The organism is Enterococcus malodoratus, assembly GCF_027659535.1.
GTDB lineage: Bacteria > Bacillota > Bacilli > Lactobacillales > Enterococcaceae > Enterococcus_A > Enterococcus_A malodoratus.
Window position 1 is genome coordinate 199,042 of record NZ_JAQDPG010000002.1, and the last position, 14,362, is coordinate 213,403.

Below are 14,362 nucleotides of genomic sequence, written 5' to 3' on the forward strand. Positions count from 1 at the left end.
AACAGCAACATAAGAATTGAGTTATTTTGTTAATGAAAAAATGTCTTTCTTAAATTTAACAAGATGTACGTAGAAATAAATATGCTTTTATGATTGATTTTTTCTTTCTTTAATTTAATAAAATCAGAAAGAATTGAGAAACGCTTGTTACTCAAGGGTTTTTACTATTCAAATCAAAATAAAAAAAATTTACTTTATGATTAATTTTTGTTACTTTATATAGAGAGAGGTAGTGCAAAAACTATTAATTGTAATCGTTAGTTAATGGTTGGCAGAGGGGGATGACATGGATTATAAAAAACTATTGTGTAGTGTGATGTTGTTGGGGAGCTTGAGTACTTCAACATTGGTTGTCTATGGAGAAACGACAACGGATTCTACTAGCACACAGGAGAGCTCAGCAGTAAGAGAATCATCTAGTTCTTCAGATGATTTGGCAAAAAAACAAGAAAGCATGACACAAGAAACATCTGATTTGGCTGATAGCAAAGCAGAAACAACAGTTTCTAGTGATCAAACGGATGTAAATGATGAAACTGAAGCCGTGGACGAAGTGGAATATGATGCACAGGGAAATCTGCAATTTCATCATCCAATACCATTTGAAGAGTTTACAATCGAGCCGCCTGCATTTAGAGCCGCACGATCGGCGGTGAGTACACAACAAGCATTCATTAATCAAGTCGCTCCATCAGCAAAGACATTAGCGAGTGCCAATGATTTATATGCCTCCGTAATGATTGCGCAGGCAATCGTTGAAAGCGGTTGGGGCGGAAGTACTCTTTCAAAAGCACCAAACTATAACCTATTTGGAATTAAGGGCGATTATAACGGACAGTCAGTTACGATGAAAACACAAGAGTTCATTGATGGAAAGTACGTAACAGTTAATGCCAAGTTCAGAAAATATCCATCTTACAAAGAATCATTAGGCGACAATGTAACGGTTCTGAAGAAAACTTCTTTCTCTTCAGGTAATTATTATTATTCTGGTGCATGGAAAAGTAACACAAAATCATACAAAGACGCAACAGCGTACCTAACTGGAAGGTATGCGACAGCACCAAACTATGGAGCTACATTGAATAGCGTTATTGAGACATATAAGCTAACACAATATGATAGTTCAACACCAGCACCAGTCCAAACAAATGCGATGTATCGTCTGTATAATCCGAACAGTGGGGAACATTTTTACACAGCGAATACTGCTGAACGGGATAAAATTAAAAAAGCTGGCTGGCATTATGAAGGAATTGGTTGGCAAGCACCTAAAACGGGCACACCTGTTTATCGTCTCTATAACCCAAATGCGGGTGATCATCATTACACGCAAAATGCGAATGAAAAAAATCATTTAGTAAAAGTTGGTTGGCGTTATGAAGGAGTTAGTTGGTACTCAGGAGGAAGCAAACCGCTTTATCGCTTGTATAATCCAAATGCAAAAGCAGGAGCACATCACTACACATTACTTCAAAGTGAAAGAAATAACCTAATCAATAAGGGCTGGCGCAATGAAGGCATTGGCTGGTATGGGCAATAACAAAAAAGACCTCGATGAAATAAAATTTTCATCGAGGTCCTTTTTAGTCTACATCAGAAATTTCAGAAATAACGAAAAAGCTATGGAGACTATCTGATGGGTATTCATATTTTTTTCCTATCTCGCATAGAATCTGCTGGTTTGATTCCAAAACTAGTTCGTTCCCATCATACAAAGTGTCCGTTGGAAGGTCGATTTCGAAAGCTTTTTTGTTGTCTAATACCAAAGGTTTTTCAAAGAAATATCCAGCGATCTTTTTCATGAGAATTACTCCTTTTTCTATTATTTTGTTATATATTACATCAATGGTGCAAGTAAAACCAGAAATAAGCTCTATAACAGGTGTGATTTAAAGCAGCCGTAAGAGTGCGATTCCTAACACGCCTGTCAAGACAATTTTCATCAGATCTTTAGTGCGAATACCAACGATTAGAGCAGGAATACATGCCAGAACTTCTGGAATACGCAGTGTTGGAAAATGCCCTGTTTGAAAATTCAGCAAGCTTTGCATCAGCAAGGCAGTCAAAATCGTCATTGGAAGATAGCTTAAGAATTTTTCTAAAACAGGTGGCAATGTGATTGCTTTGGTAAGGACAAAGGGTAATACTCGTGGAATCCATGTCACTAAGGCGCAGCCAAAAAGTGTTAATAAGTAGTAATAGTTACTCATCTTTCATCAGCACCCCCGTAAAGCATCCAAGTAAGGTTGCTAAAATGACAGAAAATTCGGCTGAAACGAAACGCATTAAAAGAAAAAGACTGACAGTCGTCACAGCTAAAATGATCAGTGTTTTATGCTTTTGTCTTTTCAGCGGTAATTGTACTTGAAAGAGAAATAAACCAAGGAACATTGCCGTCAAAGCAAAATCGAATCCGAATACTGTAGGATCGGGAATAAAGTTTCCAAGTAATGCACCGATAACAGTTGCAAGGATCCAGACAAGATAAGCAGTTATATTCAATCCATGTACCCAATTGCTAGTAACCTTTTTCTCTTGCGCAAGAGTAGCCATCAACACACCATAGGATTCATCTGTTAGTAGTGTTCCGATAGCAATACCGTTTAGCAGGGAGTCTTCTTTGAAATAATGAGCAACAGAAAGACTCATCAGTAAATGTCGTAAGTTGACCAAGAAGACAGTAAAAACGATTGATAAAATCGGCGCGCTTAATAGTAGCAAACCGCATAAAATGAATTGGGCACTGCCCGCATAGACAAGAGTCGACATTAAAAATATTTGCCAAATAGCAAGATGGGCGGATTTCCCCACGATTCCCATCGCGATACCGATGCCTAAATAACCCATAATTGTAGGGAGACAGGCCTTAACGCCATCTGAAAAACTAGATGTCTGTGTTATACGATTATCCATCCATACACCCTCTCATTTTGTTTTAATTATATTAGACCAAAACTAATAAAAAACAAGAGGAGAAAGAATATAAAAAGGAGCAACAAGTCCAACGATAAGGATTTATCAGTCGGCGGGGAAATTGCTGCTCAATTTATTTTACCATAAAAATATTAGCAAAAAGACTAAGTTAGTTATTTTTTTTAGGGAAGTAACTAAAAAATATTCGTTATGAAGAGAGCAGGCTTTAGTTTTCTAGAAAGAAGTAGTTGATGTATAATGTAGATAAGGGAGGCGTTTCTAATGAAAGAAAGCTATAAAAAAATACTTGTTGCGGTGGATGGCTCGCCAGCCTCAACTGACGCATTTAATGAAGCTCTAAGTGTAGCTGAACGCAATGATGCAAAGCTTTTTATTTTGACTGTAGTCGATTACAAATTTTCGATTGGTGATCCGGCATTTATTAACGACTCACTAAAATTCCATCTTAATAATGCTGAAATTGAATTGGAACAATTAGTCGCAAATTCAAATGTAACACAATTCGACTATGAGACAAAAATTGATTCAGGAAATCCTAAACGCAAAATTATCGATTACGCACTAGAGAATCAAGTTGATCTCATTATGCTCGGGGCGACGGGAAGAGGCGCAGTGGAACAAGCGTTAGTTGGTTCGACAACAGCATATGTAGTAAACCACGCTCATTGCAATGTTATGGTGGTCAAATCTTAAAATGATTCATTTAAACCAAAAAAGGTTTTTGCTTTCTAGAAAGCAAAAACCTTTTTTATTGGGATAGCAGGGCTCGAACCTGCACTCTTCTGATTCAGAGTCAGACGCCTTACCAGTTTGGCCATATCCCAATTAAGAACAGAGAAAAGTATAACGCTAGCTTCACTATTCTTCAAATATAATGTCTCGCTTATTTTTTTCCAGCCTTTTTTAAGGCGGACAGAACTAAATTGCCATCAGCAAAACCAAGGTTGATATTGATGGTTTCAGAGTCGAAAACCAAGGATAATCGAATCCCGTTTAGCTTCTTTTTGCCACTGATTTCTTTACATTGATAGAGATTATACTTATATGCCTTTTGCTTGCTTAGCGCATAGAGAATGTTCCCAGAAATTCCATAAGCGGTAAGACCTTCTTGCTTTTTTACGCTTTCGTATTTGTGAAAACCTATAAAAGAAAAAGTAAAAGTAGTCTTGGGAAAGCTTTGCAAAAAGCTGTTGAACAAGAGAATCCCTTTTTCTTCATTGGTATTATAATTAATACCGTACTTTTTAGTAAATTGATAAAGTTCACTTGCTGTGTTCATAATAACCTCACTCTTTTTAATATATCCAGTATAAATGTTTCTTATAATAGAAACAATTCTTTACTGATTAAAGCGGCGTGTATTAATAAATTCTGAAACAGCCATAGTGATCAATAAAAACCCAAATATTTGAAAAAGAATCATTAAACTGCTAAAAGGATTAAATAATAGGAAAAAGCCGGCAATGATCATTAAAGCACTGTAGACAACTTGCCCGGTAACTGGAAAACCATTTCTTCGTGCAGACCAGCTCTGCAAAAATTGTCCAATGGCGAAAATCAGAATAATAAATCCTAAAAACATCGGTAAAATACTGATGATTCCTTTTGAAAAACCCAGTACAACAAAAGCAAAAATAATTCGCATGATGCCGCTAGTCGTCTCAAACCCGACATTTCCCGTATATTTCTTTGCTCTTAATCCACGAACGACCTGCAAAATACCAAAAATTAATAAATAGAAGAAAATGATGTACACAATTCCTTTAAAGACACTTCTTGGTGAAAACAGAATAGCGATTCCAAGGATCAGGTAACAAGCACTTCTCAAATATCCATACCGTTTGATTGAATCAAAAAAATTTGCCATAAAATATCACTCCTCTAAAGTAATTTTACCCGATTTGGCTTTTTTTTGCGACTGAAGTGAAAAATTCGATTGTAAACCATTCCATACTTAGGTATAATGCGAATAACATTGATCCAAAAGCTAGACGAACAAATGAATGTCGATACTGGAGGGCTTACTGTATGAATGAAGAAGAAATTGAACTAGGAAGAAGTTATCGTTGCCATCCAATTGGTTTCGAAGAATCTGTGGAAGGTGAAGTAATCTCAAAGATGACGAATTGTGCAGTCGTCCGCATCAACCAATGCGAAGAGATTGACCAAGAGCAACGGGATGACAAATCTAACATGGTCGTGGTAAAATATTCTAATTTCATTCCAAGTTAGAAGGCGGTTTTTTTGAATATATTTACATTGTTATTGGGAATTTTTACGGTTATTCTGTACATCTTTTTACTGATGGCACGTAAAGACATAGTTATTCCAGTCTTTAGGCGACGCAAACAATATCCGTTTTATCTTTTTTTAGCGCTGTTGATTTTGTGGATTGGCTTTAGTAGTTGGCAGGATTTGAATGGCCGTATACAGACAATTTTAGCTGCTTTAGTGATGGTAAGTTTTTTGTTAGATAAAAAGGGCTTCACTGAGGATAGTTTAATTCTTTTTAGTTTAGATAACCGTGGTATTCCACTGAAGGAAATAGAGCGGGTAGTATTGTTTCAAGAAGAAAGCGGATTAATAAAGCTTAATTATTTTCGTCGAGAACGTCGAGGACCGATTTTAACCTTCGACTATTCACTAACGGAATTTGTCGTTTTTCTTTCGACGCACCTTAATGAAGGCAGTACTTTAGAAATTCTGACTAAAGATGATCAAGATAAAGATGGGAAATAGGATGACGTTTTCGTCATCCTATTTTTGACTCATTAATTTGTTTGTACATAAAAAAGCAATGCTGAATTGAATCAGCATTGCTTGCGGATAATTTAAGCTATTAACGGAAAACGCGGAAACGTTCGTCATCTGCTAAGAATTCTTTTTCGTTTGCTTCGCCTTCTTTAGAACCAAAGACCAATTGAGAACGTAATTGCCAGTTAGCAGGAATGTTCCATTCTTTTGCCACGGCATCGTCAATAATTGGATTATAATGCTGCAGGTTCGCACCAAGACCAGCCGCTGTTAAAGCAGTCCAAGCATTCGCTGTTGCGATCCCGTTTGATTGCTCAGCCCAATCTGGGAAGTTATCAGCGTATAAAGTGAATTGTTCTTGCAAGTTTTTCACTGTATCGGTTTCTTTAAAGAACATTACAGTTCCTAAAGCATTTCTAAACCCAGCAACTTTTGCTTGTGTATTAGGAAAGACTTCTGCAGGCGTGACTGGTTTCAATGCTTCTTCAACAATATCCCATAATTTTTCATGAGCTTCGCCAAAAAGGATAACTGCACGTGGAGATTGTGCATTAAAAGCAGTTGGACTATTCTTAACTGCATCTTTGATTAATTCAGTGATTTCTTCTTCAGATAATTTTACGTCGTGTCCTAAAGCGTAAAAAGAGCGACGATCTTTTAGTGTTTCTAAAAATTGAGACATAATAATTCCACCTTTTCTTGTTTTGTTCTTGTTTACAAAATACACTTTAACATCTTACAAAAAGTAAGAAAAGAAATATGCTCGCGTAAAAGTAATTTTTTTCAAAAGGACGATAATTAACTTTCATAGCCAACTGAAGAATATGATAAACTAGGTTTATGAACGCGAATAATGGAGGTTCACTGATGAATATAAAAGAAGTAGGAAAATCAATTCTTTATTTTTTAGTTTTGGCAGCGATTCTAATCGGCTTGCGTCATTTTGTTTTTACGCCAGTGGTTGTTAAAGGGGATTCAATGGATCCCACATTAATTGATGGTGAACGTGTGATTGCATTGAAAAACACTAAGGTCAAGCGTTTTGATATCGTTACTTTTCCAGCGCCGGACGATCCTGGGAAAAACTATATCAAGCGAGTGATTGGCTTACCAGGAGATACTGTCGAATATAAGAATGATGAGCTTTATATCAATGGAAATAAATATGAAGAGGCCTATTTGGATGAATTTAAAGGGAAATTAACCGATGATCAACCATTGACTTATGATTTCAACTTGAGTGAACTATTTGGTTCGGAAAAGGTTCCGGAAGGCGAGCTCTTCGTTTTAGGGGATAATCGTCGGATATCTAAAGACAGCCGAATTATCGGTATGATCAAAGAGAAAGATATCATGGCAGATGTGAAATTTGTTTTCTGGCCAATAAATCGGTTTGGAACAGTGGACTAGCGTTTAGCTAGTCTTTTTTTTATGGTTTAATCATCGACTTCAATCATGCGCCGTTTTAATCGAACTGTTATAATAAACGAGAAACATATTTTGAAGAAATGAGGGGAAACGATGCCATTACAATTTTTGTTAGGTGCTGGACAGAATGACGCGACAAAACGAATGATTGAGACTGCGCAAGCTTGGCTGAAGCAGAATTCGAAGAAGCGCGTGTTTTTCTTAGTCCCCAATTATAATAAATTTGAGCAAGAGATTAATCTCTTGTCAGCCATGAAAACTGCGGGCAAAACAACTGAATTTAGTACAATTCGAACTCAAGTTTTTAGTTTTCAGCGATTAGCATGGTATTTTTTACAAAAAGATGGGCAAATTCCTGGGAATATTTTATCTGAGGCCGGAAATGCAATGATTTTACGTAAAATTTTGCATGAAAAACGGGAAGAATTGACAATTTTCCGTGGCGAGGTAAATAAAACAGGTTTTATTCAACAATTGGTCGGTTTTTATCAGGAGATGCAAATTGGAAACGTGACGGTTGATGACTTGGTAGAGAATGGTAATGATCAAGATCAAGTGCTAAAACTGCAAGACTTGCGAATGGTATTTGCGGCGTATGAAGAAGCGCTATTAGCCTATCAGGTTGCAAACGAAGATCCTTTGTTGCTATTGCAGGATTATTTGAGTCGAAAAGACCTGTCCAATGATCTTTTCATTGTCAGTGGTTTTACCCGCTTCAACGCGCGAGAATTAAGCGTTTTGAATACTTTAATGACTTCTGGTGAACTTTTAGTTTCTTTGGAGTTGGACCGACCTTATCCAAGTGAAGAACCCAATCCATTGGATCTTTTTGCAGACTCAGGAAAAACTTACTATCAATTGAAGTGTAGTGCTGACAGTCAACAGATTGCAGTACGACCGGATCAATTTTCTCGTGCAAATGAATCAATTTTTAATCAGGTCGGTGATTTTTGGTCAAAACAAAAAGCCTTTAATTTAGCTCAATCTGATCAGATTCAACTTATGAGATACGGAACTGTGGCTGAAGAAATCCGTAAGGTTGGCGAAGAAATTCGGCACTTAGTTAGAGATGAAGGGTATCGGTACAAGGATATTCAAATTTTGATGCGCAATCCGTTAGTTTACAATAGTACACTTCCTGATGTATTTCAAAAATTGGAAATTCCCTTTTACTTAGATGAAACGCAAGAGATGGCGGCACACCCCTTGATTGAGTTTTTACAGGCGTTATTTTTGGTTGATAAATATAACTACCGGATTAATGATATCTTTCGAATGCTTCGAACAGAATTATTTGCGCCCTTTGAATGGGAAAATGACACCTGGTTCCTAGAGCAGCAGAAATACCGAGAAAAGATTGATCAAACGGAAAACGTTTGTCTGGCCTATAATTTTCGAGGTAGTTTTTGGACGCGGGATACTGATTGGGAATTTGTCGATTACGATTTTGAAAAAGATGTATTTAATGACGCGAAACAATTAGAATCAACGGCAAATGAAGTTCGTCATTCTGTTCAGCAAATCCTACCACTATTTTTTAAGCAAATAAAAAAGGCGAAAAATGGTCTTGAAGGGGCCTCTCTTTTTTACCATTTCATGGAGAACAGTGGGGTGAAGCGTCAATTATTATTTTGGCGGGATCAGGAAGTTGCAAAAGGAAATTTAGACAAAGCCCGTAACCACGAACAAACGTGGCAGGCTTTACTCGATCTCTTAGATGAATATGTCTTGATTTATGGAACAGAAACTTTTGATTGGGATACCTTTCAGGAGATCTTTTTAGCCGGATTGATGAATTTAACCTATGGCAAAATTCCGACAGCGATCGATCAAGTGCGAGTGAACGATTTAGAATTGGCTCGCGTAGATCAAATGAAGGTTACCTTTGCAATTGGATTGAATAATAATGACTTTCCCGCCCGTTTTGATGATAAAGGATTATTATCAGCGGAAGAACGCACCCTTTTTAATCAAAATTTGCCGGAAGGAAAATTCTTGCCTGAAAGCAATAGTTCCAAGGTGAATCGCGAACCATTTCTAGCTTATTCCGTCTTTCTTTCTGCCAAAGAAAAACTTTATCTGAGTGTTGCGACCACCGTAGAAGGGGAAAAGAAATTAGAAATTTCTTCTTTTCTAAGACAATTGAGTCAAGGGTTAAATCTACCAATCAGAGATAATGAACCTTTAAGACTTTCTAGTGATCCCGAGGACCATCTTGGCACAACGCGGACACTATTATCAGACCTGATTGCTTTAAACCGTTTGGCACAGGATGAAAATCGGGCAATTTTACCAGCATGGCGAGAACTGCAAAAGTTTGTTCAAAATGGTTCTCTTGCCCCATTAGCACAGCGCGTTTTCAAGAGTCTGCAGGATCTTAATGTCCCGCGTGAATTGTTGCCAGAAACAGCAGAACGCTTGTACGGAAAAAATCTTTACGTATCTGTTTCGCGAATTGAAAACTTTTATAATTGTCAGTATAAATATTTTGCTAATTTTGGACTTGGCTTAAAAGAAAGGACTATCTATGGATTGACTCCAGCTGCAGCCGGTGATTTCTATCATGAAGCGTTGGATTATTTCTTTAGACTGTTAAATGAGCAAGGATTAAGATTGGCGGAGTTGAATGAAACTGAGCGGAACCAACTAGCTGATCAAGTATTGAAAGAAATTTTCGGTGAACTGAAATTTGCGATCTTATCTAGTTCAGCACGAATGAACTACATTCGCTATCAATTATCGCGAACAATTCAAAAAGTTAGCTGGGGTTTGGTACAGCAGGGGATGAGAACAAAATTCGAGCCACAGCAAACAGAAGTTATTTTTGGTTCGATTGGTGGACAAAAAGGGATTCCCGGAATCAACTTGCCTTTGTCAAACGGTGGTGAGGTCGCAATCCGAGGGAAAATCGATCGCCTGGATCAATTGCAAAGCGCTGAAAGTGATTGGTTAAGTGTGATTGATTATAAATCGAGTCCTCATACGTTTAATGTGGCAGATGCCTATTATGGTATTGCATTACAATTAATTACTTATTTAGATGTCGCTGTAACGGATTATAATCAAGTCAGTGACAAAGAGATTAGACCAGCAGGGGCCTATTATCTTCATGTTCATAATCCCGTACTGAAACAACCAAAGGATATTGAAAAAGATATGTTAAAGGCCTATCAATATGATGGTTTGTTCACAAAAGAACCAGAGCTTTATGATCAATTAGATCAAAGTCTACAGGAAAAAGAAAATTCTTTATTGTTTCCAATTAAAAAAGATAAAAATGGTCAGACGACAATAGTGACCCAATCCAAAGATAAGTTTTATGATTTATCTGAGATTGATTTATTGCGTAAATACAATCGCGAAAAAATACAAGAAGCGGGTAATCAAATAGTTTCTGGAGAAATTAAACTAAATCCGACCTATAAAGATAATCAAAGAATCGCTTGTCAATATTGTCCGTTTAGAAGTGTCTGCAAATTTGATGCGATGCTGAAAGAGAATAACTATCATCGCTTAGAAAAACTTTCTAAAGAAGAAGTCTTGAAACGAATGGAGGAAGAACTGCATGACAACTAATTTTTCTATCCCTCCAAAGGCGCCGAATGAAATGTACACTGACTCTCAGTGGCAGGCAATTTATGATCAAGGAACGAATCTTCTGGTTTCTGCCTCTGCTGGTTCAGGAAAAACGGCGGTACTGGTTCGACGAGTGATTGAGAAAATCAAACGCCAGCAATTGTCGGTTGAGCAACTATTAGTCGTGACTTTTACCGAAGCGGCAGCGAGTGAAATGAAAGAACGAATTCAAACGGCTTTACAAGAAGCCATTAATGTAGAAACAGATCAAGAAATGAAAAATCACTTTACGCGTCAGTTGACTATGTTGCCAATGGCTAATATTTCTACGCTGCATTCGTTTTGTTCAAAAGTGATTCAACGCTTTTTCTATTTGATCGATTTAGATCCTAGTTATCGCATGCTGACGGATGAAACAGAGACCATTTTATTAAAAGAAGATGTATGGGATGAATTGCGAGAGACATTCTATGAGGAAAATCAAGAAATCTTTTATCGACTTACTGAGAATTTTTCGAATGATCGCAGTGATAGTGGTTTGGAGGATTTGATTCTTGCAATGTACGAATTTGCTCGTGCTAATCCCAATCCATTTCACTGGTTGGATGGACTAGTTGAGAATTATCGGATGAATAACCTAGCCGATTCTGATTTATTTCACGACTTGATTCGTCCTGAAATTCTAAAAACGTTACAAGAGATAAATCAGACGTATCAATGGATGATCTCAGCCAGCCAAGGAATTGAAGAATTGCAGAAAATTACTGAGCTGGCTCAAAATGAACAGGGATTAATACAACAAATTAAACAAACCATAATGGAAAATAAGCTAGATGATGTTTTTACTATGTTCGAGAATATCAAATTTTCAACATATCCTTCACCACGAAAAAAAGAAGTCAAAGAACTTTATGGGGATGTGATTATCGAATGTAAAAACTATCGAGATCAGGCAAAGCAAGAGTTAACAAAAATAAGAGAAATGTATTTTAATGTTTCGCCAGAAGAACAAGTTGAGCGATTACAAGAAGCATTACCGATTGTTGAAGAGCTAGTTCGTGTCGAAAAACGGTTTATTGAAGAATACTCTGCAAAAAAACGAGAAAAAGGAATGTTGGACTTTAACGACCTAGAACATTTTACTTTACAGATTTTGCAGACCGAAGTTGACAGCATTAAGCCCGCTGAAAATTATTATCGCAATCGTTTTTCTGAAATAATGGTTGACGAATACCAAGATATCAATCAATTACAGGAAACAATTTTGCGCCAACTAAGTAGTGAAGAACCTGGTAATCTTTTCATGGTGGGGGATGTTAAGCAATCTATTTATGGATTCCGTCTGGCAGATCCAACGTTGTTTATCAAAAAATACCATGATTTTGCTGACGAAGATGGTGGACGACGGATCATTTTAGCGGAAAATTTCCGATCTCGAAAAGAAGTCTTGGATTTTACTAATTTAGTCTTTACGCAATTAATGGACCAAACTGTCGGGCAAATCGAATACGATCGGCAAGCTGAACTAGTCAATGGTTTCACAGCATTTCCTGAGACAGAAGCATTTGCACCAGAATTACTGATTTATCAAAAGAACGGTGAGGTTCCTGAATGGATTGAAGACAAATCAATGGGCGAAATATTTACAACCGCAACGAAAATACGCCAATTGATTGATCAGGGATTCGAAGTTTACGATAAAAAAGAAAAAGCAATGCGTTCTTTAAAATATGAGGACATTGTTTTGCTAACCCCAACTAGAAGTCACAACTTGACCATCTTAGAAGTGTTTAAGCAATTAGGGATACCGCTGGCAATCAATGATACACAAAACTATTTCCAATCAACTGAGTTAAGAGTCATGATTTCCTTAATGCAGATTATTGATAATCCTTACCAAGATATTCCACTTGCAGCGGTTTTACGTTCGCCGATTGTCGGACTGCAAGAAGAAGAATTGGCACAAATTCGTTTAGCTTTGCCGCAAAAGGAGTACTATCAAGCTGTAAAAAGTTATAGCCGATCCAATGATGATGGAATCGCAGAAAGATTGACGGCTTTCATGACACAATTAAATGATTGGCGAGAGTTTGCACGACGAGAATCCTTAGCAAATTTATTAGTGAGAATTTATAACGAAACTGCTTACTTGGATTATGTTTTAGGAATGCCAGCTGGTCAGCAACGGCATGCTAACTTGCTTGCTCTCATTGAGCGTGCAAAAGATTATGAACGGAGCAGTTTCCGAGGACTATATCAATTTGTTCGTTTTATTGAAAAAATGCAAGAAAAAGATAAAGACCTAGGGGAACCGCCGACAGAAGAAGTTAATGATGCTGTGCGAGTGATGACGATTCATGGAAGTAAAGGATTAGAATTTTCGGTAGTCTTTTTAATGGACATGAGTAAGAGCTTCAACGTGCAGGATACTCGTAGAAACTATGTGTTTGATGAGCAATTAGGTCTAGGTGTAAGATTATTGACTCAGGATACTCGAATCAGAAAAGACACGATATTGTTCCAAACAGTTAAACAGAAAAATCTCAACAAACTGCTTTCCGAGGAAATGCGAAAATTATATGTTGCTCTGACTCGCGCAGAACAAAAACTATTTTTGGTTGGTTCCTATGATGACGAAGTGGCGGCATACAAAACTTGGAGTAAAGGGGCTTTGAATGAGCATCTAGTTTTAGATGCGGGTTTGCGAAATGGTCAAAATGATAGTTTCTTTGATTGGGTAGGCAGAACATTGTTCAGACATCCAGTGATGGATCAGTATCAAACAGAATATCCTGTCAATCAGCCGGCAGTTTTGAAGCGGCATCCAGCAACATTCAAATTAGACTTTATTGATCCGCAAAAAATTGCCGAAATTGTGCAAGCTTATCTTCCAGAGATTAAAACATTGGAGATTCCGCAGGGTACTATTAATATTCAATCACTGAAGGATCAGTTGCTATTCAAATATCCTTATCCTGAAGCGACAAAAACAACAAGTTATCAATCAGTATCCGAATTGAAGCGTTTGTATGACGATCCAGATAACCGGGAAACACTAGAGCTTACTTCGACGCAAAATCAATACCGCTTCACAGAAAGTGATTTAGGGACTCCAAAATTTTTAACTGCGAAAAAAGAATTGTCAGCTGCTGAAATTGGGACTGCGACTCACTTAGTAATGCAGTTATTACCGCTGCAGGAAAATATTCAGCAAGAAATAGTTGAAACACTAATTGCTGATTTAGTTTCACGACAGACTTTGACTCCAGAGATTGCAGAAAAAATATCGATCGAAGGTATTATGCAGTTTCTTGATTCTGAGATTGGTCGCTTCCTAATTCAAAATGTTGATCACTTACACCGTGAAGAGCCTTTTGCGATGTTGCTGCCGGCGGATCAATTATTTAGTGAGTATCAGAACCAAGATGAGATTTTGATTCACGGGATCATTGATGGATATCTGGAATTTGATGATAAGATTTTCTTGTATGATTTGAAAACCGATCGTTATACGATTGAAAGAGAGCAACTACTGATTAATCGTTATCGTGGTCAATTAAATTTATACAAAGATGCGCTTGAAAAAGCGAAGCAAAAACCAGTTGAGGCCGCCTACTTAATATTCTTACAAGGAAATCAAGTGATTGATTTGTTAAAAACTCCTTAG

13 protein-coding genes and 1 tRNA gene are annotated in these 14,362 nt (G+C 37.2%); 7 read left to right on the forward strand and 7 right to left on the reverse strand.

The genetic code is table 11. From position 1 onward, the window contains the following. Positions 1 to 286 precede the first annotated feature (286 nt). Positions 287 to 1,543 carry a glycoside hydrolase family 73 protein gene (locus tag PGP85_RS04335; protein WP_010739270.1) on the forward strand — a complete coding sequence of 419 codons (1,257 nt, stop codon included), beginning with the start codon at positions 287 to 289 and terminating at the stop codon, positions 1,541 to 1,543. Between the two features lie 43 nt (positions 1,544 to 1,586). Here PGP85_RS04335 and PGP85_RS04340 read toward each other — a convergent pair whose 3' ends face one another. The 3 genes from PGP85_RS04340 to PGP85_RS04350 form a co-directional block, all read right to left on the reverse strand. After that, a complete protein-coding gene (locus PGP85_RS04340; RefSeq protein ID WP_034708582.1) occupies positions 1,587 to 1,805 on the reverse strand; it encodes a hypothetical protein in 219 nt (72 codons plus the stop codon). 87 nt (positions 1,806 to 1,892) lie between these two features. Next, positions 1,893 to 2,213, reverse strand: a complete 321-nt coding sequence (locus PGP85_RS04345; RefSeq protein ID WP_010739267.1) for an AzlD domain-containing protein — start codon at positions 2,211 to 2,213, stop codon at positions 1,893 to 1,895. Continuing rightward, positions 2,206 to 2,916, reverse strand: a complete 711-nt coding sequence (locus tag PGP85_RS04350) for an AzlC family ABC transporter permease (RefSeq protein ID WP_251868179.1) — start codon at positions 2,914 to 2,916, stop codon at positions 2,206 to 2,208. The genes PGP85_RS04345 and PGP85_RS04350 overlap by 8 nt, the downstream gene beginning before the upstream one ends. Positions 2,917 to 3,198: 282 nt before the next feature. On the opposite strand from PGP85_RS04350, the gene PGP85_RS04355 reads away from it, so the two are divergent. Next, positions 3,199 to 3,630 carry a universal stress protein gene (locus PGP85_RS04355; RefSeq protein ID WP_010739265.1) on the forward strand — a complete coding sequence of 144 codons (432 nt, stop codon included), beginning with the start codon at positions 3,199 to 3,201 and terminating at the stop codon, positions 3,628 to 3,630. Positions 3,631 to 3,688: 58 nt separating this feature from the next. On the opposite strand, the gene PGP85_RS04360 is transcribed toward PGP85_RS04355, so the two are convergent. From PGP85_RS04360 to PGP85_RS04370, 3 genes are all read right to left on the reverse strand, one after another. Continuing rightward, positions 3,689 to 3,761: transfer RNA gene (locus tag PGP85_RS04360), tRNA-Gln, on the reverse strand. 59 nt (positions 3,762 to 3,820) lie between these two features. Next, a complete protein-coding gene (locus PGP85_RS04365) occupies positions 3,821 to 4,216 on the reverse strand; it encodes a hypothetical protein (RefSeq protein WP_010739264.1) in 396 nt (131 codons plus the stop codon). A 60-nt stretch (positions 4,217 to 4,276) separates the two neighbouring features. After that, complete coding sequence (locus PGP85_RS04370) at positions 4,277 to 4,804, reverse strand: HdeD family acid-resistance protein (RefSeq protein ID WP_010739263.1); 528 nt, start codon at positions 4,802 to 4,804, stop codon at positions 4,277 to 4,279. A 161-nt stretch (positions 4,805 to 4,965) separates the two neighbouring features. Here PGP85_RS04370 and PGP85_RS04375 point away from each other — a divergent pair, with 161 nt between their 5' ends. After that, positions 4,966 to 5,169: a hypothetical protein gene (locus tag PGP85_RS04375; protein ID WP_010739262.1), complete on the forward strand. Its 204-nt coding sequence runs from the start codon at positions 4,966 to 4,968 to the stop codon at positions 5,167 to 5,169. A gap of 12 nt (positions 5,170 to 5,181) precedes the next feature. After that, positions 5,182 to 5,676 carry a hypothetical protein gene (locus PGP85_RS04380; RefSeq protein WP_010739261.1) on the forward strand — a complete coding sequence of 165 codons (495 nt, stop codon included), beginning with the start codon at positions 5,182 to 5,184 and terminating at the stop codon, positions 5,674 to 5,676. A gap of 100 nt (positions 5,677 to 5,776) precedes the next feature. Here PGP85_RS04380 and PGP85_RS04385 read toward each other — a convergent pair whose 3' ends face one another. Further along, the gene (locus PGP85_RS04385; protein ID WP_010739260.1) at positions 5,777 to 6,373 is read right to left on the reverse strand and encodes a nitroreductase family protein; all 597 of its coding nucleotides are present in this window, start codon (positions 6,371 to 6,373) and stop codon (positions 5,777 to 5,779) included. A gap of 185 nt (positions 6,374 to 6,558) precedes the next feature. On the opposite strand from PGP85_RS04385, the gene lepB reads away from it, so the two are divergent. The 3 genes from lepB (at position 6,559) to addA (ending at position 14,362) form a co-directional block, all read left to right on the forward strand. Next, the gene (gene lepB / locus PGP85_RS04390) at positions 6,559 to 7,101 is read left to right on the forward strand and encodes a signal peptidase I (RefSeq protein ID WP_010739259.1); all 543 of its coding nucleotides are present in this window, start codon (positions 6,559 to 6,561) and stop codon (positions 7,099 to 7,101) included. A 111-nt stretch (positions 7,102 to 7,212) separates the two neighbouring features. Next, complete coding sequence (locus PGP85_RS04395; protein WP_010739258.1) at positions 7,213 to 10,695, forward strand: PD-(D/E)XK nuclease family protein; 3,483 nt, start codon at positions 7,213 to 7,215, stop codon at positions 10,693 to 10,695. Beyond that, on the forward strand, positions 10,685 to 14,362 hold the full coding sequence (addA, locus tag PGP85_RS04400) for a helicase-exonuclease AddAB subunit AddA (protein WP_270326325.1): 3,678 nt from the start codon (positions 10,685 to 10,687) through the stop codon (positions 14,360 to 14,362). Before PGP85_RS04395 ends, addA begins: the two co-directional genes overlap by 11 nt.

Coding starts and splice junctions, on each gene's coding strand:
- PGP85_RS04335 (WP_010739270.1), top strand. CDS start 287: ATGGATTATAAAAAACTATTGTGTAGTGTGATGTTGTTGGGGAGCTTG.
- PGP85_RS04340 (WP_034708582.1), bottom strand. CDS start 1,805: ATGAAAAAGATCGCTGGATATTTCTTTGAAAAACCTTTGGTATTAGAC.
- PGP85_RS04345 (WP_010739267.1), bottom strand. CDS start 2,213: ATGAGTAACTATTACTACTTATTAACACTTTTTGGCTGCGCCTTAGTG.
- PGP85_RS04350 (WP_251868179.1), bottom strand. CDS start 2,916: ATGGATAATCGTATAACACAGACATCTAGTTTTTCAGATGGCGTTAAG.
- PGP85_RS04355 (WP_010739265.1), top strand. CDS start 3,199: ATGAAAGAAAGCTATAAAAAAATACTTGTTGCGGTGGATGGCTCGCCA.
- PGP85_RS04365 (WP_010739264.1), bottom strand. CDS start 4,216: ATGAACACAGCAAGTGAACTTTATCAATTTACTAAAAAGTACGGTATT.
- PGP85_RS04370 (WP_010739263.1), bottom strand. CDS start 4,804: ATGGCAAATTTTTTTGATTCAATCAAACGGTATGGATATTTGAGAAGT.
- PGP85_RS04375 (WP_010739262.1), top strand. CDS start 4,966: ATGAATGAAGAAGAAATTGAACTAGGAAGAAGTTATCGTTGCCATCCA.
- PGP85_RS04385 (WP_010739260.1), bottom strand. CDS start 6,373: ATGTCTCAATTTTTAGAAACACTAAAAGATCGTCGCTCTTTTTACGCT.
- lepB (WP_010739259.1), top strand. CDS start 6,559: ATGAATATAAAAGAAGTAGGAAAATCAATTCTTTATTTTTTAGTTTTG.
- PGP85_RS04395 (WP_010739258.1), top strand. CDS start 7,213: ATGCCATTACAATTTTTGTTAGGTGCTGGACAGAATGACGCGACAAAA.
- addA (WP_270326325.1), top strand. CDS start 10,685: ATGACAACTAATTTTTCTATCCCTCCAAAGGCGCCGAATGAAATGTAC.